The sequence below is a fragment of the Streptomyces sp. NBC_01429 genome (assembly GCF_036231945.1).
Taxonomy (GTDB): domain Bacteria; phylum Actinomycetota; class Actinomycetes; order Streptomycetales; family Streptomycetaceae; genus Streptomyces.
Genome location: NZ_CP109599.1, coordinates 7383616 through 7403325, shown reverse-complemented (window position 1 = coordinate 7403325; position 19710 = coordinate 7383616). Strand labels below are relative to the sequence as shown.

The following is a 19710-nucleotide window of genomic DNA, read 5'->3' as shown; positions in this document are numbered from 1 at the left end:
GGGGTCGCGGAGGGAGGGATGAACACACCTCCCTCCGCGACCTCCTGGTCGCCGCCGCCCGCGCACAAGGTTGCCGCGGGTTCAGGAGTTTTTCCCGGGGCCGGTGGGAAGAGCCGGCGCGGGTGTTACGACTCGTCGGGCAGGTAGTACCAGAACTCGATCTCGGCGAGGTTGGCGCTTCCGCCGTGGTTGTCGTAGACGCGGATCCTCCGGTGCGAGGCCGTGCGGCCGAGCTTCACCTCGTACCACTGAGCGGCGCTCACCCCGCTGATGGTGTGCAGGTCCGTCCAGTTCTGTCCGTCGTCCGAGCCCTGGAACACCGTGCCGTTGGCGCGGGTCTCCAGTCCGGTGCGGGGATGGAAGCGGATCTTGTCGATGGTGACGGGGCCAGCCGCGCCCGCGTCGATGTCGATCCAGCTCTCGGTGGCGAGAGTGTCGGTGTAGGTGGCCGTGTCGCCGTCGAACGCTTTCCAGCCGTTGGACGCCTTGGTGCCGGTGCCCGGCCACTCGATGGTGGACGCCTCCACCATCTCCCGGGTGACCTTGAACTGACGCAGCAGGGTGTCGGTGGACACCAGCAGGGCGTAGGCGGTGTAGACCTCGTCGATCCGCGCCTCCTGGTCGCCGCCCGCCTTCTCGATCCGGTCGATCTCGGCGGTGAAGGCCGCGTAGCTCTTCTTCGTCCACTCCCTCGCTTCGGCCTTCCTGGCCCGCGCGATGACCTCGGCGAGGGTCTCGGCGACCGCGACGGCGCTGTCCTCGGAGACCCGGGTGGAGCCGTCCTGGAGGGACGCCACGACCTTGAACCAGCGCTTTCCGTGCCGCAGTTCCTTCTCCGTGCAGCCGCGCTCGCGGGTGTCGGAGAGGACCTTGTCCCAGCCGGCGGGGCGGGTGCGCGGGTCGGTGGCGGCGGTCTTCGCGTCGGCGGTGCGGTGGAGCGTGAAGGCGACGGCGTCCTCGGGCTTGTTCCAGGCGAGGGTGAAGGTGTCCGCCGTGCGGCTCGCCACGTACGGCTGGAGCTTTCCGGAGGAGGTGCCCGTCACCTTGACGGTGCCGAGGACCGCGCTGCCGGTCGAGGCGACGCCGGCGTGCAGCGCGTACGGGAAGGGGGTGAAGAGCGCGCCGACATAGCGCCAGGTGGCGCCGTCGGCGGAGGCGAAGGCGATGACCTGGTGCGTCTCGTAGTTCCGTACCAGGCGCAGATACGGGTGGTCGGAGACGGTGAAACCGGAGATGCCCGCGTCCAGCGGGGAGCGGACGTCGTCCTGCCAGTCGTGGCGGCTGTCGCGGGTGCGGTTGGCGAGGACGAGCTTGCCGGTGGCGTCGGCGCCGAAGTACAGGTAGCGGGTGTTGGTGTGGATGCGGTCGCGCAGCATCAGCCCGGTCAGGGCGCCCCGGTGGTCGTCCACCCGGGCCGTGACCGTACCGCTGCCGGTCAGTACGCGGCTGACGAACAGCAGGGAGTCCTCGATGTCCCGGGTGGCGACCATGTAGTCGTCGCCCTTGCCGAGCCCGGTGCCGTCGCCTCCGGTGATGGCGAGCGTAGCGCCGTTGACGGAGGTGGTGCCGCGCCGCTGGGTGCCGAGCCGGTCGTCGCGCCAGCCGGTGCCGGTGAGCTTGCGGGAGACGGGGGTGTCGAGGGCGGCGGCGACGTGCCAGGAGGACCAGCCCGTACCGGCGCCGTTCACGGCGGTGACGGTGTAGTGGTAACCGCTGCCCTGCTGGACCTCGGTGTCGTGCCAGGACAGGCCGGTGACGGCGGTGGCCACGGTCTTGTACGGTCCCTCGGCGCGGGTGGCGCGCTGGACGGTGTACGTGGCGGCCCCGGCGGTGGGGGTCCAGGCGACGGTGATCGAGGTGTCGGCGGGCAGCGCGGTCACGTACCGCACGACGGACGGCAGCAGCGCGGTCGTCGCCGCGTCGGACAGCTTCAGGACGACGGCGGTGAACGGCGCGACGGTGACATGGCCGCCGGAGACCGGCAGCTTCCGGCCGGAGACCAGGTCGAGGATGGTGGCCCCGCGGTGGCTCGCGGGGACGGCGAGCCGGTAGCTCTGCTTGTTCCCGTACGCGGCGCGGGTGGTGTTGACACCGAACAGGTAGCGGCCGTAGCGGGCGGTGAGGAAGTCGGTGTAGCCGGAGTACGGGTTGTCGGCCTCGAAGTTCTCGCGGCTGACGGTGCCGACGCCCGGCTGGTACGCGATGGGGCAGATCTCCCCGGCGAGGGCCTGCGGGGCCCAGTTGTCGCCGGTGTTGATGTCCTCCATGAAGTCGGCGTCGATGGCGTCCATCCGGGCGTAGTAGTCCCGGTACTGGAAGAGTCCGTCGGTCTGCACCTGCACGACGTGTTCGTGGGTCGGGGTGATGACGTGCAGCCGGCCGTTCCCGGCGACGCCCCGGTTGCTCTGGAAGAGGGAGCCGAAGATGCGGGTGTCGCCGTCGCGCAGCGAGATGAACATGTTGTCGACGTCGGCCCACGCGAACTGCTCGTAATCCGAGGCCCGTACGCCGAGCGCGGTGAGTTCCGCCCCGGTGTAGGCGCGGAAGTCGGTCTGCGGCATGACCTTCCCGGCCCGCGCCGTGCCGAGCCGTTCGTACCGGGCCCGTCCGCCGGTCAGATGGGCGAAGGTGGCGGGCAGCCGCATGTCGGCCTTGGGGTTGGCGGTGGCCTTGGCGAACTCGTTGAAGTACTGGCGGTCGGCGAGCTGCTGCTGGGCGAAGCCGACGGCCTCGCTGGCGTACTCCCAGTAGGTGTCCCACTCCTTGCCCCGGTAGCGCTCGGCGTGCTCGGCCATGTGCGGCTCGAACCCGGCGGTGAACAGCGACTGTCCCTCGTTGATACGCGCGCCGTAGGCGGGGATCCCCGGCCAGTACCAGTTGCGCTCGTCGATGGAGCCGATGATGCGCATGACGCGGTGTCCGTCGTCGTCGACGGACGCGTAGCGGGTGTAGCCGCGCGCGTGGATGTTGCGCAGGGCGAGCTTGAGGATGTTGTCGTTGAGTTCCTCGTCGCCCGGGTGGCCCCAGGTCTTGAAGAAGTACTCGCCGAGGTAGCGGGACGCCTCGCCGTAGTTGCCGACGTAGGTGTTCTCGCGGGTGAGCCCGGCGGCGGTGATGCCGGTGTAGTGCGTGCCGTACGGCAGGCGCCGTACCACCTTGCCCGACCGGTCGAGCTTGCTCTTCGCGAGCCCCTTGCCGACGATCTTGACGTAGTCGTCGGTGAAGCGCGCCGTACCGTCGTGGTAGAAGAGCGAGTGGAACAGGTCGAGTTCCTGGCCCTGGGGCCCGACCAGCACCTCTTCGCCGAGGAACGGTACGAGGCCGAGCGACTCCCCCAGGATGGCGTGGCTGCGGGCGCGGCCCTGGTAGTGGTCGGAGCCGATGACGCGCAGGCCCTCGTGGGCCTTCCAGGCGCCCTCGTACGTGTAGAGCATCTGGTTGTAGATGTACGAGAGCCGGGAGCGCGCGAAGTCGAAGTTGGCCTTGAGGCAGCGGCCCCAGGCCGCGCGCCGGGTGAGCCGTCCGCCGTCGAAGTCGACGTCCTTGAGGGAGGTCTCGCCGTCCTGGGTGCCGGTGGTGAACCCCTCGTCGAGGAACGCGGTGAACGCCGCCTTCCCGTAGATCTTCTGATTGGTGATCAGATTCTCCACGAGGTAGAGGGCCTCGCCGAGCGCCCCGTAGTAGCCGCCCCAGTCGCCCTGGTGGCCGCCGCGCAGGACGAGGCGGGTGTTGCCGTAGTAGTCCTTGACGTGGTTGTCGATGGACTTGAAGATCCGCAGCAGGGCGGTCTTCTTCTCCGCTTCACCGGCGGCGGGCGACCACGGCGTGGTCAGCACCTGCGCGTAGTAGCGGAGTTCGTCGACATAGCGCTCGATGGAGATCTTGCCGGTGGCGGCGGCGTCGACCTGGGTGGAGAGCCGGTTGAAGAGGTCGACCTGGGTGGTGCGGAAGCTGTCGACGAGTCGGCGCTTCTCGGCGTCGTCGAGGTCGGCGGGGAGCGCGGTAGGCGGCCGGTAGGTGGTGAGGCCCTCGGCCGAGAGGTCCAGCTGCGCGGCGGTGTGGGTGTAGACGGCGTAGTACGGGCGGGAGTTGTCGGTGACCTTGCCGGAGAAGCTGCCCTCGTAGGTGCGCAGGGTGATCTCGGCCTCGGACCGGTCGCGGGTCATCTCCAGCGGGAGCATCACCGTGGAGTAGTAGTAGCGGCCCGGAACCTGGTTGGTGTAACCGAAGCTGAGCGCCGGGTAGTCGTGGTTGCGGCGGTAGCCGATCTGTTCGCCGTTGATGTAGGCGAGGGTGGTGTACGGGGAGCCGTCCTCGCCCCACAGCTTGAGGGTCAGGTAGTTCTGCGCCCTGGGGTCGGTCCGCATCGTGAAGCGCAGCTCGCCGCCGCGCGCGGCGACGGGTTCGAGGGGGGTGGCGACCCGGGCCCTGGCCTTGCGGGCGTCCGTGACGATCGCGCTGCCGTCGGTGGTCAGGCCGTGGGTCTTCTCCGACGCGCCGTCCCCGAGGACGAGTCGGTCGAGCAGCCCCGCCCGCTCCGTCGCGGCGGAGCCGGCGGTCCCCGCGGACTCGGCGGCGTACGCGGCGGGCGCCGACTGCCAGAGCCAGCTGCTCGCGGCGACGGCCGCGGTGCCGGCACCTGCTATCTGGACGAAGTTCCGGCGGCTGAGTTCTGCCCTCGGCATGACGGAGGCTTCCTTTCTCACGGTGCTCGGAGGAGAAGAGGGGGGAGGCCCGACTCGCGGTCCGCGACAGCGGCTTAGAAATCGGTCTCTACGGAAAGTAGGCTGGGGTGGGGAGATGAGCAAGGTGTCGCGCACGGAAAACTTCCGTTACAAGTGACTTCCGTGGTCACGCACGGGATTTCGAACCGATGACAGCAGCCGACAGGCCGGACATACCTTAGAGACCGGTTGCCACATCGGGCTGATTATTGGCAGAACACCCGGCCCGGCGGCCGGCGTGGGAGGAACGGCGCGCACCGCGTGACGCGGGGCCGTCCCTTCGGGCACCATGGCCGGCATGCCCCGGATCATGGTGAACGGCGTCTCCCTCCATTACACCGACACCGACAGCGGCGGCGAAGGACCGCCGCTGCTGCTGGTGCACGGCTGGGGCGGCGACGGCGAGGAGTGGCGGCCCCATCTGCGCGCATGGGCGGGCCGCCGGGTCCTCGTACCCGACCTGCGCGGCCACGGCCGCTCCGCCGAGCCGCACGACGGGTACGGCCCCCGGGACTTCGCCGCCGATCTGGCGGCGCTCCTCGACGCGCTCGGCACCGGTCCGGTGATCGCGGTGGGCCACTCCATGGGCGGGCAGGTCGTGACGGCGCTCGCGGTGGAACACCCGCTCCTGGTGCGGGCGCTGGTGGTGCTCGACCCGGCGTACGGGGCGGACGAGGCGGAGATCGCGCGGCTGCCCGCCGAGCAGGAGGCCCTGCGCGCGGAGGGCACGCCGTGGGCCGTGCGGTTCGTCGGCGGCGCCTTCCGCCCCGGCACGTACGCGGAGCCGCGCGCCCGGCACGAGCTGCTGATGGGCGCCATGGATCCGGCCGTACTGCTGCGCTGCCGCGACGGGATGTATCGGGCCCCGGACGCGTTCGGGCCACGCCCCGCCGCTCGCGCATATCTGGCCCGCCGCCGCTGCCCGGTGCTGGCCGTCCACTCGAACGCCGGGCCGGCGGCCTGGGAGGGCGGCACGGCCGCGCCCGCGGGTTCGCGGGTGGAGGTCTGGCCGGAGTGCGGGCACTACCTGCACGAGGAGCGGCCCGGCCGGCTGGTCGCGCTCGTCGACGCCTGGACGGCGGAGCTGGAGAGCGCCGCGGGCCCGAGGTCATGAGCGGCGGCACCGGCCGGCCGGCCCCCGGCGCTCGGACGACGGGACGGCCGGATGATCCCGATCGCCACGCCCCCGCACCGCGGCGAGTACGTCACCGAGGGCGCCGAGGGGTAGCCCTCCGCGTCAAGGCCGTGGTGGCGCGGTACTGGCGCGGACGGTCAGCCGGGTGGGAAGTTCGGTGAGGGGAGCGTCCGGCCAGTCGCCCTCCATCAGACGGACCAGGAGCCGCAGCCCGGTGGCGGACATGTCGGAGAGCGGCTGGCGGACCGTCGTCAGCGCGGGGGTGGCCCAGCGCGCTTCGGGCAGGTCGTCGAAGCCGACCACGCTGAGGTCGTCCGGGATCCGCACCCCGCGCGCCGCCGCCGCCTCGTACACGCCGAGCGCCATCGCGTCGGAGCAGACGAAGACGGCGGTCGGCGGCTCGGGCAGGTCCAGCAGTTCCAGGGCGCGGTCGCGGGCCTCGGCCGTGGTGAAACGGCCGTATTTCTCGTACGCCTGACGGCTCGTCACCCCGGCGGCGGCCAGCGCCGAGCGGTGCCCCTCCAGCCGGTCGCGCCCGCACAGCGCGTGGCGGTGGCCGCCGATGAACGCGATACGGCGGTGGCCGAGCGCGAGCAGATGCCCGGTGGCGCTCGCCCCGCCGCCCACGTTGTCCGCGCCGACCGAGACCACCCAGGGCGGGGGTTTCACCGCCGGGTCGATCATGACGAAGGGGATACGGTGCTGCTCCAGCCAGCCGTACTGGGACGGCGTCAGCTCCGCAAGATGGAAGATCAGCCCCGCCGTCCCGCGCGCGGCCAGCCGCTGAAGGCGGCCCCGGTCGGGCCCGCACCCGCGCGAGCGGGCGAGTCCCGCCGACACCACGACGTCCAGGCCCGCCTCGTCGGCCGCCTCCTCGATCCCGTGCAGGACGGCCGCCGTGCAGGAGCTGCTGAGGGAGTGCACCACGACGTCCACCAGCGACGGTTCGGCGGCCGTTCCGCTCCGGGGTCTGCGGACGTAGCCGAGCCGGTCCAGCACTTCGGCGACCCTGCGGCGGGTCTCGGGGGCGACGTCCTCCCGGCCGTTCACCACCTTCGAGGCCGTGGGCACCGAGACCCGGGCCTCTCTGGCTATGACCGCCAGCGTCGGCCGCGCGGCGGCGCCGGTCCGCACCATCGTTTCCCCTCTCCGCGTTACAGCAATCGGTTTCTAGATTACGACTGGGTGACCGACCGCGTGAAGTCCTCGGAACGAAGGGGTCCATGACAGTCAGGGCCGCGATCGTATATCGAACGAACTAGAAACCGTTCTCCGTTGGTTCGGGTCGCCCCTGGTCGGCCTCTCGTCGGCCCTCACCGACCTCCGCCGTTCTCATCACCCTCCGCCGACAGGGCGCGTATTCACCACACTCAACCACCCCCCGGCGTACGCTGGTTGAACTAGGTGAGCGACGGCGCCCGCCCAGGACGGCGGTTCCGGACCAACCTCGGCCGGATCGCTTCCTGGCGCACGGCCCGGATGCCCCTCCTGCCGGACAGGGACGGCGTGCGCTGGCCCGCCCGAGAGACCCGGACCGGCGGCCCCGGGCTCCCCGTACCGGCGTGTCGATACGGAACGCGCCTTTCCGGCACAACGGACAAGGCGCGTTCAGGACTTTTCACACCGGTCCGGATATGCGCGACCCCGCCCGGGGCGTGCTGGCGGCCCCGGAGACGCTGCCGCACGATGACGGCTGCCGGTGAGTTCCCACCGCGAACGGTGGGGCCGGTGCGGTGAAGGGAGCAGTCATGAACGAGGACATCACGCAGGTCGAGGACTCGGAACTCCCCGAGCTGGCCCTCATGGTCGACGTTCCCGACTTCGACGGGGAGTAACACGCGTCGTCGCACCGCGCGGCGGGCCTCCGGGCCCGCCGCGCGCCCGTGCCGGGGCCGCCGAGTGGAGTGGGGAGTTGACGCAGGTGCATGTCGAGGCCGACGTACGCGGGGCCGTCGAGGACCGGCGGGAGGTGGTGGAGCGGATACGCGCGGTGCTCGACCGGCTGGAGTTCGCCGAGGCCACCGAAGCCACCGAAGCCACGGGACTTACGGAGTTCACGGACCCTAAGGCGCCCGGCGGCCCCGGAGAGCGGGCGTCCGCGCTCACGGCGGCGTCCGTGTCCGATGACGTACTGCGCAGGCCCGCCGCCATCGAAGCGGTGCACACCGCGCAGCGCGCGCTGCGTTCGGGGACACCGACCCGGGAGCCGCTTACCGCGCTCGCCGCCGTACTCGGCCGGTTCGCCGGAGACGGACCGCCCGCCCTCGGACCCGCCGAACCCCAGGACCACCTGCGGCGCAGTGTGTCCCGCGCGCTGCGGTCCATCCCGGCGCGGCGGCGGGACGACGGCGCTCCGGTCACCGCCGGTGTCGTCGGATGGGACGCGGAGCAGCGGCACGTGCTGGTACGGGCCGTCGATCTGCTCACCGGGATATGGCCCGAGATGGTGGGCGAGCTGTCGGAGACGGTCGCCGAGGTGGCGCTGCTCGACGGCGACGCCATCGACGGATTCACGGACTTCACCGTGCACGGCGTGGTCCTTCTCCACCGGGACCGGCTGACGACGAGCGCCTCGGGGCTGCCGGGGCCGGTGCGCTGCGCGGAGGCGCTGGTGCACGAGGGCACGCACAACCGGTGCAACGCGGCGGCGGTGGCGGAGCCGTTCCTGCTGCCGGATCCGGCGGACGGTGGTGCCACCGGAGCGGACGGTGGTTCCGCGGGATCAGGTGGAACCGGCGCGGCGGCTCCCGGCGCGCTGAGGGTCACCACTCCCCTGCGGGCCGACCCCCGCCCGCTGAGCGGGCTCTTCCAGCAGACCGTGGTGCTCGCGCGCGGCGTCCTCCTCTACCGAAGGCTGGCCGCACCGGCCATGCTGCGCATGCCGGGCACGGCGGAACGGGCGGTCACGGCACGGGAAGCACGACTGACGGCGTCCGCGCGGCAGGCGGTGGACACACTGACCGCGCACTCCGGGGCGCTGACGGACAGCGGGCTCGCGCTCCTCGGGGAGTGTGCCGCTGTGACGCGGGAACGTCCGTGAGTACGTCGGGACCGCAGGTGAGCGCGTGGGCGCCGCAGGTCTTCACGCCCTACCCGGACACGCCGGAGCTGCTGCTCGCCCGGGTCGCCGCGCGGTCGCCGGTGTTCGGGGGCACGAGCGCCGCGGGCGGCGAGCCCGTGCTCATCGGCAGCGCCGCCGGTCACGACCGGGACGTGGTGGCCACCGGCGCCCGGGGCGAACTGCTGGAGCGCATGGGCAATGTGCTGGCCGGGCGGGAGGCCGAGGCGGCGGCCGCGACCGTCGCCACCTACGACGAACTGCTGGGCCGCGGTGTGCCGGTGCGCAGGCCGTCCGTCCGGCCGCGGGCCCGCCGGTTGTGGGTCAGGGCGCACACGACCGGCGGCGAGGAGCGGTACGTCCCGGCCGCCTCCGTCTTCCTGCACCACCGGCCGCCGGCCGGCTGCGTCCCCGAACCGTCGGCGGGCTCCACCGGCATCGCCGCGCACCCGCACCGGGTGGCGGCGGCCCGGCACGCCGCCTGGGAGGTGCTGGAGCGCGACCTCGTGCGGCGCAGCTGGTACGGACTCGCCGACGGCCGGCCGCACCGGGTCGAGGCGGGCGCGGCCGGTCCGGTGGCGGGCGCGGTCCGGGCCCGGGGGCTGGCGACGACGGCGTTCCTGCTGCCCGCCCCGGCCGGCACCGCGTGCGCCGTCGTGTGTCTGCACCGGCCGGACGGTACGGGGCAGGCGTTCGGGGCGCGCTGCGGGCCGTCCGACGCCGTCGGAGCGCTGATCGAGAAGGCCGCGTACGAGGCGGTCATGGTGCGCTGGAGCATGGAGAGTCCGGTCGCACGCCGCACCTGGGACCAGTGGCGCGGCGCCGGGCCGCCGACCACCGCCGTCCAGCACGCCCTGTGGACCTATCACCGGCAGGACAGCCTGGCGCTGTGGAACGTGCGGCCCGGCCCGGCGGCACGGGACGACCGGCCAACCCGGGAGGGCGCCGGGGAGCGGGCCCGTACCGATCCCCTGAGTGTCCTGGCCGAACACACCGGACAGCAGGTGCTGCTGGTCGAGACGAGCGGGAAGCCGGCCCGCGACGCCGGGGTCCGGGTGGTGCGGGTGCTCGCACCGGGCGCACTGCCGCTGCCCTCGGGGCCGGGACCCGGCCATCCCCATCCCTTCGGTTAGGAATCATCCCAGTGAGGAGCCGTATGCGCCCCGCCGAACAGCGTTCCCGAGCCGGTTACGCCACGGAGTTCGCCGACGAGTACGACCGGTGGTTCGGGAAGCCGAGAACCACCGGGGCGACGGTGGAGGCGCTGGTGTCGCTCGCCGCGCTGTCCGGCGGCGGGCGGGTACTGGAACTGGGCGTCGGGACCGGCAGGATCGCGTTGCCGCTGAGTGAGCGCGGGCTGTCGGTGCACGGGGTCGACGGCTCCGAGGAGATGGTCCGCCAGTTGCGTGCCAAGCCGTCGGGGGCGGAACTTCCGGTGACCATGGGGAACTTCGCCGATGTCCCGGTGGACGGAACCTTCACACTCGTCTATCTCGCGGGCGGTACCTTCGGTGAACTGCCGGACCAGGAGAGCCAGTCGCGCTGCTTCGAGCGGGTGGCGCGGCATCTGGAGCCGGGCGGGCTGTTCGTGCTCGACGCGCATGTCCCCGAGGCCCTGGCGGCGGCCACCGGTCCCGACATCGTCTCCGAGGGCGAGGGCCATCTGGTGCTGTGCTACCGCAGGCTGGATCCGTCGGTGCAGCGCTACCGCTCGCACTACGTCATCCACGAGGACGGCCGCACCCGCCATCTGCGCGTCGACTTCCGGTACACCGGACCGGGCGAACTGGACCTGATGGCACGTCGGGCCGGGCTCGTGCTCAAGGAGCGCTGGGCCGACTGGAGCGGTGCGCCGTTCGTCCGGGACAGTGCCGCGCAGGTCTCCGTGTACGAGCGGCCGTGACAGCGGAGAGGGGAGACGCCATGGAGCACAGCGGGCGGCAACGGACCGGTGAGATAAGGCCGTTCCCCTTTCCGCACCGGGACGGGCTCGACCCGCTGCCCGAGTTCGCGGAGCTGCGCCGCCACGAACCCGTCGCCCGGATCAGGCTGCCCTCCGGGGACCTGGCGTGGCTCGTCACCCGGCACGCGGATGTCCGCCGGGTGCTGTCGGATCCGCGGTTCAGCCGGGCCCGCGCCACCCGGGGGGACGGGCCCCGGATCAACCGTACGACCACCCTGCCGGACTCCATCCTGGCCGCCGATCCGCCCGACCACACCCGGCTGCGCAAGCTCGTCGCGCCCGCGCTCACCGGGCGGCGCGCCGAGGCGACGCGCCGTGACATCGGCGCGCTGACCGGCGAACTGCTGGCGGGGCTCGCGCCGCTCCCCCGTCCCGCCGATCTGGTCACCCACTTCACCCGGCCGCTCCCGCTCGCCGTCATCTGCGATCTGCTCGGCACTCCCCGCTCGGACGGCGGGCTGCTCGACGGCTGGTGCGACGCGCTGCGCAGTGTCACGGCGATGGAGGACGCGCGGGTGATGTCGGCGGTGGACGAGATGACCGGCTATCTGACCGGTCTCGTACACACCAAACGCGCCCACCCCGGCGACGACATGCTCAGTGCCCTGATCGCGGCGCGCGACGACGACGACCGGCTGAGCGAGGAGGAACTCCTTTCCTTCTGCGTGGTGTTGCTGTCCGGGGGGTACGGGACGACGGCCAACCGTCTCGCCGGGACGGTGCATCTGCTGCTGGCGGAGCCCGCGCGGTACGAGCGGCTGTGCCGCGAGCCCGCGCTGATCCCCGGCGCGGTCGAGGAGTTGCTGCGCTACGCGCAGAACACCGTGGGCGGCAATCTCCGGGTGGCCAAGGAGGAGGTGGCCCTGGGGGATGTGATCATCCGGGAGGGCGAGGGGGTGGTGGCCGTGATGGCATCGGCCAACCACGACGAGCGCGCGTTCCCGCACCCCGAACTGCTCGATCTCACCCGCGAGGTCCGCGCGCATCTGAGCTTCGGACACGGCGCCCACTTCTGTGTCGGCGCGCAGCTCGCCCGCGTCCAGCTCCAGGAGGCGCTGGCGGGTCTGACCCGCGCCTTCCCCACCTTGTACGCGGCCGGACCCGCGACCTGGAAGCGCGGCCTGAGCAGCCGGGCGCCGCGGTCCCTGCCGGTCGGCTGGTGACGGCGGACATGGCCGGACCCACCGAACACATCGCGCTCGACCGGGCCCTGTGCATCGGGGCGGGGCTGTGCGCGGCGACCGCGCCGCGTCACTTCGTCCTCGACGCCGACCGGCGCTCCACCCTGCGGCCGGACGCGGGCGAGCCCGACGAGGACACGGAGGACGCGGTGGCGATCTGCCCGGTGGAGGCGATCTCGCTCGTGCCGGGCGCCCGCCCCGGCCTGATCCGCCCACCGGTACGATCCGGGGAATGAGCACTTCCCCCGCCGACCGCGTACGTGAGTTCCACCAGGCCTGCGGACTCGACGTCCGCCTCCGGCCGACGGAGGTGACCCCGGCGCTCGCCGCCCACCGGCAGGATCTGCTGGCGGAGGAGGTGGCCGAGGTCGCCGAGGCCACGGCCGGAGGCTCACTGGACCAGCTCGCGCACGAACTCGCCGATGTCGTGTACGTGGCGTACGGGACCGCGCTCGTCCACGGGATCGATCTCGACGCGGTGATCGCCGAGATCCACCGGGCCAACATGACGAAGCTGGGGCCGGACGGCCTCCCGGTCCGGCGCGCGGACGGCAAGGTGCTCAAGGGCCCCCACTACGAGGCGCCCGACATCGCCGCCGTGCTGGACCGTCAGGGCTGGTCCCGGACGGAAGGATAGAAGCGGCGCCGGAGCGGTGGAGGCGGCCCGGGGCCGCGGGTTGCCGGGAAGCACGGGGCGCAACCGCACCGTACGGCGATCGCAACGCGCGGGAAACAGATTCAACAGAAAGTTGAACCGGCCCCGCAGGGCCCATGGCCCACCGCTCCCACCGTTCCCACCGCCGCTCCGTCCCCGCGGCGCTCCGTCCGTACCGTCCCCCTCCCCACCCACCTGTCCCTGCTCGGAGGCGTCCGTGTCACAGGCCACCGCCCCGCCCGCTCCGCCCGCCGCGACCGACCGGCATCCCGTGGACCAGATGCTGCCGCCCGCCCGGCTGGGGCTGCTCGGGCTCCAGCATGTGCTGGTGATGTACACCGGCTGCGTCACCGTGCCGCTCGTCTTCGGTGCCGCCGTCGATCTCGACACCGCCACCATCGGACTGCTGATCAACGCCGACCTGCTGGTGGCGGGGCTGATCACACTGCTCCAGGCCCTGGGCATCGGCCGGGTCCTCGGGGTGCGGCTTCCGGTGGTCGCCGGGGCCACCTTCGCCGCGGTGACCCCGATGATCCTGATAGCGGGCGAGTACGGTCTGCCCGCCGTCTACGGTTCCATGATCGCCGCCGGGATCTTCGGGCTGCTGGTCGCGGTGCCGTTCGCCCGCGCCGTACGGTTCTTCCCGCCGCTGGTCAGCGGCTCGGTGATCACCGTCATCGGGCTCTCGCTGATCGGTGTCGCCGCCGGGCTCATAGCGGGCCCCGACCCGGCCGCCAAGGACTACGCGCGGCCGAGCCATCTGGCACTGGCCGGCGGGATCGTCCTGCTCATCGTCCTGGTCGGCCGGTTCGCCCGGGGTCTCCTCGCCCAACTGGGCGTGCTGCTCGGCCTGGTGGGCGGCACGCTCGTCGCGATACCCATGGGGCTGACCGACTTCTCCTCCGTGGGCCACGCCGACTGGGTCGGCGTGGCCTCGCCGTTCCACTTCGGCGCTCCGGAGTTCCCGGTCGCGGCCGTCATCTCCATGTGCGTCGTGATGCTGGTCATCTTCACCGAGTCCACCGCCGACATGCTCGCCGTCGGTGAGATGACCGGCCGGCCGCTCACCTCCCGCGATCTGGCGCGCGGGCTGGCCGCCGACGGCATGTCGGGCATCCTCGGCGGTGTCATGAACGGCTTCCTGGACACGGTCTTCGCCCAGAACGTCGGCCTGGTCGGCATGACGAGGGTGCGCAGCCGGTACGTCGCCGCCGTGGCCGGAGGCGTGCTGATCCTGCTGGGTCTGGTGCCCAAGCTCGGCGAGATCGTCGCGTCCCTGCCCGGCCCGGTGATAGGCGGCGCGGGGCTGGTGATGTTCGCCACCGTCACCGCCGTCGGCGTCAACACCCTGCGCAAGGTCCCCTTCGAGGGAACCTCCAACCTGCTGATCGTCGCGGTGTCCATCGGCGTCGGCATGCTCCCGGTCGTGGCGCCGACGATCTACCACGCCTTCCCGACCTGGTTCCAGATCATCGCGGGCAGCGCCATCACCAGCGCGACTCTCGCGGCCTTCCTGCTCAATCTCCTCTTCAACCACACCGGTCGCCGGGGACCGACGCCGGAGCCCGGAGCCGAGACCGGAGCCGAGGCCGGAGCCGAGGCCGGAGCCGAGGCCGGAGCCGAGGCCGGAGCCGAGGCCGGAACCACCCCCCTGACCAAACCCGGGACCGAACCGACTGGTTGACCGATCCGGCTCCTCGCGTGACTGTTTCTGTTCCGTATCTTCTGTTACTGGGTTACGGTTCTGGGAGACAATACGGTTCCGCCCGTGCGAGGGCCGAAGAGGGAGGCCGAAGATGGCAGCCGCCACCCACGGTGCGACGTCAGCCGTTACGAGCGGCCCGCACCGTGAGCCGGGTGCGCGGCGCAGCAGGCTCACACCGGAGCGCGAGGCCGAACTGTACGCGGCCGTCCTCGACCTGTTGCGCGAGGTCGGCTACGAGTCCCTCACCATGGACGCCGTGGCCGCCCGTACCCGTTCCAGCAAGGCCACCCTCTACCGTCAGTGGGGCAACAAACCGCTCCTGGTCGCGAAGGCGCTGCGGCACACCGCGCCGGCCGGGCTCTCCGACATCGACACCGGTTCGCTGCGCGGTGACTTCCGCGAGCTGGTGGCGCGCATGAACAACAAGCAGATCGAGCAGGACAGCGCGCTGATGCGTGGCCTGATCCACGCGGTCCACGACAGTCCCGAACTGCTCCAGGCACTGCGCGAGCTGTTCATCGATCCCGAGCTGACCGGGCTGACCACGCTGCTGGAGCGGTCGGTCGATCGGGGTGAGACCGCCCCGGACAACGCGGCGCTGAACTACGTACCCCACATGCTGCTGGGCGCGCTCATCGCCCACCAGCTGATCGAGAACAAGCCGATCGACCAGTGCTTCATGAGTGACTACGTGGACGCGGTGGTGCTGCGCGCGCTGGGCGTCTGACGTCCCCGTCGCCGTACCTCACGGCGCACACCGCCGTCCCTCGCGCGGCCCACCACCCGCCTCGTCACGCGAACTTGTCGCTCACCGACTCGTAGATCGTCTCGGCCGCGGCGCCGAAGCGCGGGCCGGCGAGCCAGGTCTGCGCGCTCGGGCCGATGGAGGTGTTGCTGACCAGTACGGGCACACCGTTCGCGTCCTGGACGAACCAGCCGCCGCCGGAGGCCCCGCCGGTCATGGTGCAGCCGATCCGGTAGAGCGAGGGTTCGTCGGAGGTGATGGAGAGCCGGCCGGGGCGGCCCTGGCAGGTGAACATGCGCTCCCCGTCGAACGGCGACTCGGCCGGATATCCCCAAATTCCCATGGACGAGACCTTGTTGGCCGAGGGCCCGTTGAACCGGACACCGGCCGCGCCGCCGACGGTCTCCTCCAGCGAGGTCGCGTCGGATCCGGACGGCGGCTTGACGTGCAGGACGGCGAAGTCGAAGGGAGCCCCCTTGCCGCCCGTCGGGGCGCCCTGGGCGATCCACTGGGGCGAGGTCTGGGCCCAGTCGGCCCACCAGATACCGAACGGCGCGAGCCCGTCCTTGTCCGCGCCCTCGCCCAGAAAGGCCGTGTTGGCGAGCGCCTGGTCGTTGTACGAGGGGACGAAGACGATGTTGCGCAGCCAGCCACCGCGCGCCCCCGCGTGCACGCAATGGCCCGCCGTCCAGACCATGTTCGAGGCGCCGGGGCGGGCCGGATCCGTCACGACGGTCGCGGAACACACCGACGGGCCGTCGGGGGTGTCGAAGAAGAGCTTGCCGACCGCCGGGGCGTTGCCGCTGTAGGGCGCGGCCACGGGCTCCGCGAAGAACGGGGACGGCTCAGGGTCCGACACACCCTGGTCGCCGATGTCCCCGGTCACCGGCCGGTCCTGGCTGGCCCCTTGACGCATCCGCTCCGGCTTCCACAGCCCCTCGATCACCGGGTTCACGAAGTCGGCGGCCTCGCGGAGCCACCGTGAGGAGTCCCAGTCCCGCCAGCCGCCGTCCTGCCAGCCGCGCGACCCGCCCGTACCGGAGGCGCCGGCCCCGGCGCCCGGTACGGACCCGGCACAGCCGGTGACGCAGATCGACAGCAGGGCGAGTACGCAGGCCAGCGCCCTCACCGGTCGCGGGCGGAGCCTGGAGCGCATGGAACGGTTCCTCCGGTCGTCGAGCGTGGTGCGAGCGCCGACGGACCGGAACACCGGCGCGTGTGCGGACCCGGCCCGTCGGAGGTGAGTACGGAAATCCTCCGGCCCCGGTTCAAAGCTCCGGATTTCCGGCCGGTGGGGTACGACGTCAGCCCAGGGCGGTCGCCGCGCCCCTGAGCAGCAGTCCGCAGCCGAGGGCGAGAACGACGGCAGCGGAGGCGAGCGGAGCCGCCCGGTGGGCGAGGGCGAGAAGCCCGTTCCGGGGCCGGCGGGCCAGCCGGCGCGTCGTGGTCTCGCGCAGCCTCACCACGGCGAACCCGGCTCCCGCGAGTGTGAGCGCCAGCCCGACCCCGTACGCCAGGACCAGCAGGAACCCGAACCACGCCTGGCCGAGGGCCGCCGCGCCGACCAGGACGACGACGGCGGAGGGGCTGGGGACCAGACCTCCGGCGAAGCCGAGGAGGATGACGCCGCGCAGGCCGGGCGCGGGGGGAAGGTGGGAGTGGGAATGGCCGTGGTCGTGGCCGTGGTCGTGTTCCTTCTTCTGCCCGTGCTCCGGACGGTCGGTGTGATCGGCGGTGAGCGTGGCCACCCGGCCGTCGGTGTGCTCGTGTTCGTGCTGGTGCTCACGGTCGTGCGGGTGGGCGGTGGCGAGGGCGGGCACTCGTTCCTCCGCGTGGACCCGCGCGGGGGAACGCGGGTGCTCATGACTGTGGCCGTGGTCGTGATCGTGGCCATGGCCGTCGTCGTGCCCGTGGCTGTGCCCGTGGCTGTGCCCGTGCGGGTTGCGGCGCTGCCGCCACGCCCGGCGCAGCAGCACCACCCCCGCGATCGCGACCACGGCGCCGCTCGCGATGCCCAGCCAGGACACCACGGTGGGCGCCGCCGCCGAACCCGCGACGATCAGGGCGCCGAGCGCGAAGACGCCCATGGTGTGGGTCATGGTCACCGAGAGACCGAGGGCCAGCACGTCGCGCAGCGAACTGCGGCCGCCCGCCGTCGCGGCGGCGGCCATCATCGTCTTGCCGTGCCCCGGCGCCAGTGCGTGCATGGCGCCCAGGAGCACGGAGGCACCGAGCGCGAGGGCGGCGAAGCCGAACGTCAGCTCGTGCCGGGCCACCAGTCCGGTCAGCGCCTGCGCCCAGCGGTCGGCCCCGCGCGGCAGCACACCGGCCACGGGGGAACCGCCCTTCCCGTCCGCGCTGCCGGTCAGCGCCGGTCCCCCGGTGGTGACGGTGAAGGCCGCCGAGCGGCGGTCGGGCGGCGAGGAGAGCAGATCGTCCGGGTACGCGGTCAGCCGCCGGGAGGTGGAGTTCTCGGGGACGTCCGCCCCGTCGAGCGTCATCAGGTCGCCCCGGGCGGTGATCTCGCGCCAGCCCGCGCCGGACGCCGCGCTCGCCGGACGGTACGACAGCCGCGTCCGCTCCTCGCGCGGCAGCGGCGCCGTCAGCTCGCAGGTCACCCGCAGGGTGTCCAACCCGGCCTGGCCCGGCAGGACTTCGGCCTTCGCCGCACCCGCGGAGACGGAGACGGCCGTGCCCTCGGGGCCCGCCTCCCCGGCCCCCGTTGCGCCGTCCGCCGTGAGCCGGGCACCCCGCGCCGCCGTGGCACAGCGCGTGCCGGCCCAGGCCGACAGTTCGGCCGGGGACAGCCGGTCGTCGCCGTCGGTGTCGATACGGCCGCGCTCCTGGGCGGCCGGGATCTCGGCGAGATCCTCCACATGGTCGACGCGCAGTTCCCCGGGCGCGGCGATCAGACCGTCGTACTGATTGACGGTGAAGTTCCCCAGCGGATGCGCCTGCGCGGCCTGGGCGGGGAGCAGGGCCAGGGCCGTCCCCGCCACCAGGGTGGCCAGCGCCGAGGCGGCGGTACGGCGCTTCACGAGTCCCCCCGCGCCCCGGCCGGAGCCTGCGCGCCCGCCGCACCGGAGTCACCCGACGGGTCGGACAGGGCGGACAGCGCGGCTTCGGCCTCCTTGGCCCCCGTGGGTGAGAAGCCCGGATTGAGGTCGAGTGCGGCGCGCAGATCGCGGCGCGCGGACCGCTCGTCGCCGAGGGCGCGCTCGATCATGCCCCGGTGGAAGAGGAACGAGGCGTTGCGGTAGCCGGGGGACGCGGCCGTCGCCTTCTTCGCGTGGACCAGCGCCTCGCGGTCCTTGCCGTTGGCGTGCAGCGCCCAGCCGAGCGCGTCCGCCGTGTGGACGCTCTCGCGCCGGGCCCACTCGGCGCGCGCCGCCGTCAGCGCCTCGGCGGCGTCGCCGTGGTCGGCCTCGATGAGGGCGGACTCCAGATCGGTGGCGACGCCGTTGGCACGGGCCAGCCGGGTCCAGGTGCCGACGAGCGAGTAGTTCTCACGCGCCCGCTCCACCTGCCCGCCCGCCTCGCGCAGTTCGCCGAGGGCGGCGAGCTGACCGGGCAGCGGGTAGCGCTGTACGACCTCTTCGAGATCGCGCAGTGCGCGCTTCGTACCGCCCTGTGCGGCGTGGGCGCGGCCGCGTCCCTCCAGCGCCGGCAGATAGCCGGGTTCGGCGCGCAGCGCGGTGGCGTAGTGGCCCAGCGCCCGATCGTACTGGCCCTGGCTCCAGGCCAGTTGGCCGAGCGCGGTGGCGACGTAGGCCACATCGGCGGTGCTGAACGCGGAGTCGGCCGCGCGCAGCAGCACCCGGCGCGCGCCCTTCACGTCGCCTCGCAGCTCCCTCACGTACGCGTACCGGGTGAAGACGGGGATGCCGGGGCGGCGCCGGTCGGCGAGTTCCACCGCGCGCTCCGCCTCGTCGTAGCGGCCGAGTTCGACCAGGGCGTCGACCCGGGTGGACAGCGCGCGTTCGTTGTACGGGTTGACGCGCAGCGCCCGGTCCGTCCGGCTCAGCGCCGTCGTGAAGTCGTGGCGGGCGGCGGCCAGCGCGGCCCGCCCGGCGAGCGCCGCGTCGTTCTCGGCGGCTGGGCGCAGTTTCAGCGACCGTACGAATGCCTTCTCGGCCTGCGGGTAGCGGGTCGGGTCCCCACTGGTGCGTGCCTGTTCGACGTAGGCCGTGCCCAGGGTCGCCCATCCGGTGGCGTCCTTGGGCTGGGCACGGAGGTGTGTTTGCAGGGCTTCGACGCCCCGGGTGAGATCGCCGGTCCCCAGCTGTTCGACGCGGGTGTCCGCCGCGAGCGGTGTGGAGGCGGAGCGTGCCGCGCCGCCGTCCTGTCCCCCGCCGGCCCCGATCGCCACCGAGGTGGCGGTGAGTCCCAGGGCCAGCGCCACGACGGCCACGATCCGCCACCGAGGACGCGGGCCCGGAACTGAGCCCGGAACTGCGCCCGATCCTGTGCCCGGTCCTGTGCCCGATCCTGTGCCCGGTCCTGTGCCCGCGCCTCGTTCGCGCTCACTCGGGCGCGCGAACCGC

Annotated in this window: 14 protein-coding genes; 9 read left to right on the top strand and 5 right to left on the bottom strand. The window is 72.6% G+C overall.

Features of this window, described 5'->3' with window-relative positions; all coding sequences use genetic code 11:
* Positions 1-125: 125 nt before the first annotated feature.
* The gene (locus tag OG627_RS32635) at positions 126-4685 is read right to left on the bottom strand and encodes a discoidin domain-containing protein (RefSeq protein WP_329071330.1); all 4560 of its coding nucleotides are present in this window, start codon (positions 4683-4685) and stop codon (positions 126-128) included.
* Positions 4686-5022: 337 nt separating this feature from the next.
* Between OG627_RS32635 and OG627_RS32630 the strand changes: the two genes are divergently transcribed.
* Positions 5023-5838: an alpha/beta fold hydrolase gene (locus OG627_RS32630; protein ID WP_329071328.1), complete on the top strand. Its 816-nt coding sequence runs from the start codon at positions 5023-5025 to the stop codon at positions 5836-5838.
* Positions 5839-5961: 123 nt separating this feature from the next.
* Here OG627_RS32630 and OG627_RS32625 read toward each other — a convergent pair whose 3' ends face one another.
* Positions 5962-6996: a LacI family DNA-binding transcriptional regulator gene (locus OG627_RS32625; RefSeq protein WP_329071325.1), complete on the bottom strand. Its 1035-nt coding sequence runs from the start codon at positions 6994-6996 to the stop codon at positions 5962-5964.
* Positions 6997-7780: 784 nt separating this feature from the next.
* On the opposite strand from OG627_RS32625, the gene OG627_RS32620 reads away from it, so the two are divergent.
* The 8 genes from OG627_RS32620 to OG627_RS32585 all read left to right on the top strand — a co-directional run bounded on the left by OG627_RS32620 (position 7781) and on the right by OG627_RS32585 (position 15148).
* The gene (locus tag OG627_RS32620) at positions 7781-8899 is read left to right on the top strand and encodes an aKG-HExxH-type peptide beta-hydroxylase (RefSeq protein WP_329073143.1); all 1119 of its coding nucleotides are present in this window, start codon (positions 7781-7783) and stop codon (positions 8897-8899) included.
* The gene (locus tag OG627_RS32615) at positions 8896-10050 is read left to right on the top strand and encodes a YcaO-like family protein (protein WP_329071324.1); all 1155 of its coding nucleotides are present in this window, start codon (positions 8896-8898) and stop codon (positions 10048-10050) included. Before OG627_RS32620 ends, OG627_RS32615 begins: the two co-directional genes overlap by 4 nt.
* Positions 10051-10073: 23 nt before the next feature.
* The gene (locus OG627_RS32610; protein WP_329071322.1) at positions 10074-10820 is read left to right on the top strand and encodes a class I SAM-dependent DNA methyltransferase; all 747 of its coding nucleotides are present in this window, start codon (positions 10074-10076) and stop codon (positions 10818-10820) included.
* 20 nt (positions 10821-10840) lie between these two features.
* Positions 10841-12043 (top strand): cytochrome P450, encoded by a 1203-nt coding sequence (locus tag OG627_RS32605; RefSeq protein WP_329071320.1) that lies wholly within the window; start codon positions 10841-10843, stop codon positions 12041-12043.
* Between the two features lie 8 nt (positions 12044-12051).
* On the top strand, positions 12052-12297 hold the full coding sequence (locus OG627_RS32600) for a ferredoxin (RefSeq protein ID WP_329071318.1): 246 nt from the start codon (positions 12052-12054) through the stop codon (positions 12295-12297).
* Positions 12294-12698: a MazG nucleotide pyrophosphohydrolase domain-containing protein gene (locus OG627_RS32595; protein ID WP_329071316.1), complete on the top strand. Its 405-nt coding sequence runs from the start codon at positions 12294-12296 to the stop codon at positions 12696-12698. Before OG627_RS32600 ends, OG627_RS32595 begins: the two co-directional genes overlap by 4 nt.
* 298 nt (positions 12699-12996) lie before the next feature.
* Positions 12997-14400, top strand: coding sequence for a nucleobase:cation symporter-2 family protein (locus OG627_RS32590; RefSeq protein ID WP_443073665.1), 1404 nt, complete (start codon positions 12997-12999; stop codon positions 14398-14400).
* A 112-nt stretch (positions 14401-14512) separates the two neighbouring features.
* Complete coding sequence (locus OG627_RS32585) at positions 14513-15148, top strand: TetR/AcrR family transcriptional regulator (protein ID WP_329071313.1); 636 nt, start codon at positions 14513-14515, stop codon at positions 15146-15148.
* A 64-nt stretch (positions 15149-15212) separates the two neighbouring features.
* On the opposite strand, the gene OG627_RS32580 is transcribed toward OG627_RS32585, so the two are convergent.
* The 3 genes from OG627_RS32580 to OG627_RS32570 form a co-directional block, all read right to left on the bottom strand.
* Positions 15213-16322: a trypsin-like serine peptidase gene (locus tag OG627_RS32580; RefSeq protein ID WP_329071311.1), complete on the bottom strand. Its 1110-nt coding sequence runs from the start codon at positions 16320-16322 to the stop codon at positions 15213-15215.
* A 148-nt stretch (positions 16323-16470) separates the two neighbouring features.
* Positions 16471-18204, bottom strand: coding sequence for an urease accessory protein UreH domain-containing protein (locus tag OG627_RS32575; RefSeq protein ID WP_329071309.1), 1734 nt, complete (start codon positions 18202-18204; stop codon positions 16471-16473).
* Positions 18201-19568 (bottom strand): tetratricopeptide repeat protein, encoded by a 1368-nt coding sequence (locus tag OG627_RS32570; protein ID WP_329071307.1) that lies wholly within the window; start codon positions 19566-19568, stop codon positions 18201-18203. The genes OG627_RS32575 and OG627_RS32570 overlap by 4 nt, the downstream gene beginning before the upstream one ends.
* Between the last annotated feature and the right edge of the window lie 142 nt (positions 19569-19710).

Coding starts and splice junctions, on each gene's coding strand:
- OG627_RS32605 (WP_329071320.1), top strand. CDS start 10,841: ATGGAGCACAGCGGGCGGCAACGGACCGGTGAGATAAGGCCGTTCCCC.
- OG627_RS32590 (WP_443073665.1), top strand. CDS start 12,997: ATGCTGCCGCCCGCCCGGCTGGGGCTGCTCGGGCTCCAGCATGTGCTG.
- OG627_RS32595 (WP_329071316.1), top strand. CDS start 12,294: ATGAGCACTTCCCCCGCCGACCGCGTACGTGAGTTCCACCAGGCCTGC.
- OG627_RS32630 (WP_329071328.1), top strand. CDS start 5,023: ATGCCCCGGATCATGGTGAACGGCGTCTCCCTCCATTACACCGACACC.
- OG627_RS32610 (WP_329071322.1), top strand. CDS start 10,074: ATGCGCCCCGCCGAACAGCGTTCCCGAGCCGGTTACGCCACGGAGTTC.
- OG627_RS32625 (WP_329071325.1), bottom strand. CDS start 6,996: ATGGTGCGGACCGGCGCCGCCGCGCGGCCGACGCTGGCGGTCATAGCC.
- OG627_RS32585 (WP_329071313.1), top strand. CDS start 14,513: ATGGCAGCCGCCACCCACGGTGCGACGTCAGCCGTTACGAGCGGCCCG.
- OG627_RS32600 (WP_329071318.1), top strand. CDS start 12,052: ATGGCCGGACCCACCGAACACATCGCGCTCGACCGGGCCCTGTGCATC.
- OG627_RS32635 (WP_329071330.1), bottom strand. CDS start 4,685: ATGCCGAGGGCAGAACTCAGCCGCCGGAACTTCGTCCAGATAGCAGGT.
- OG627_RS32580 (WP_329071311.1), bottom strand. CDS start 16,322: ATGCGCTCCAGGCTCCGCCCGCGACCGGTGAGGGCGCTGGCCTGCGTA.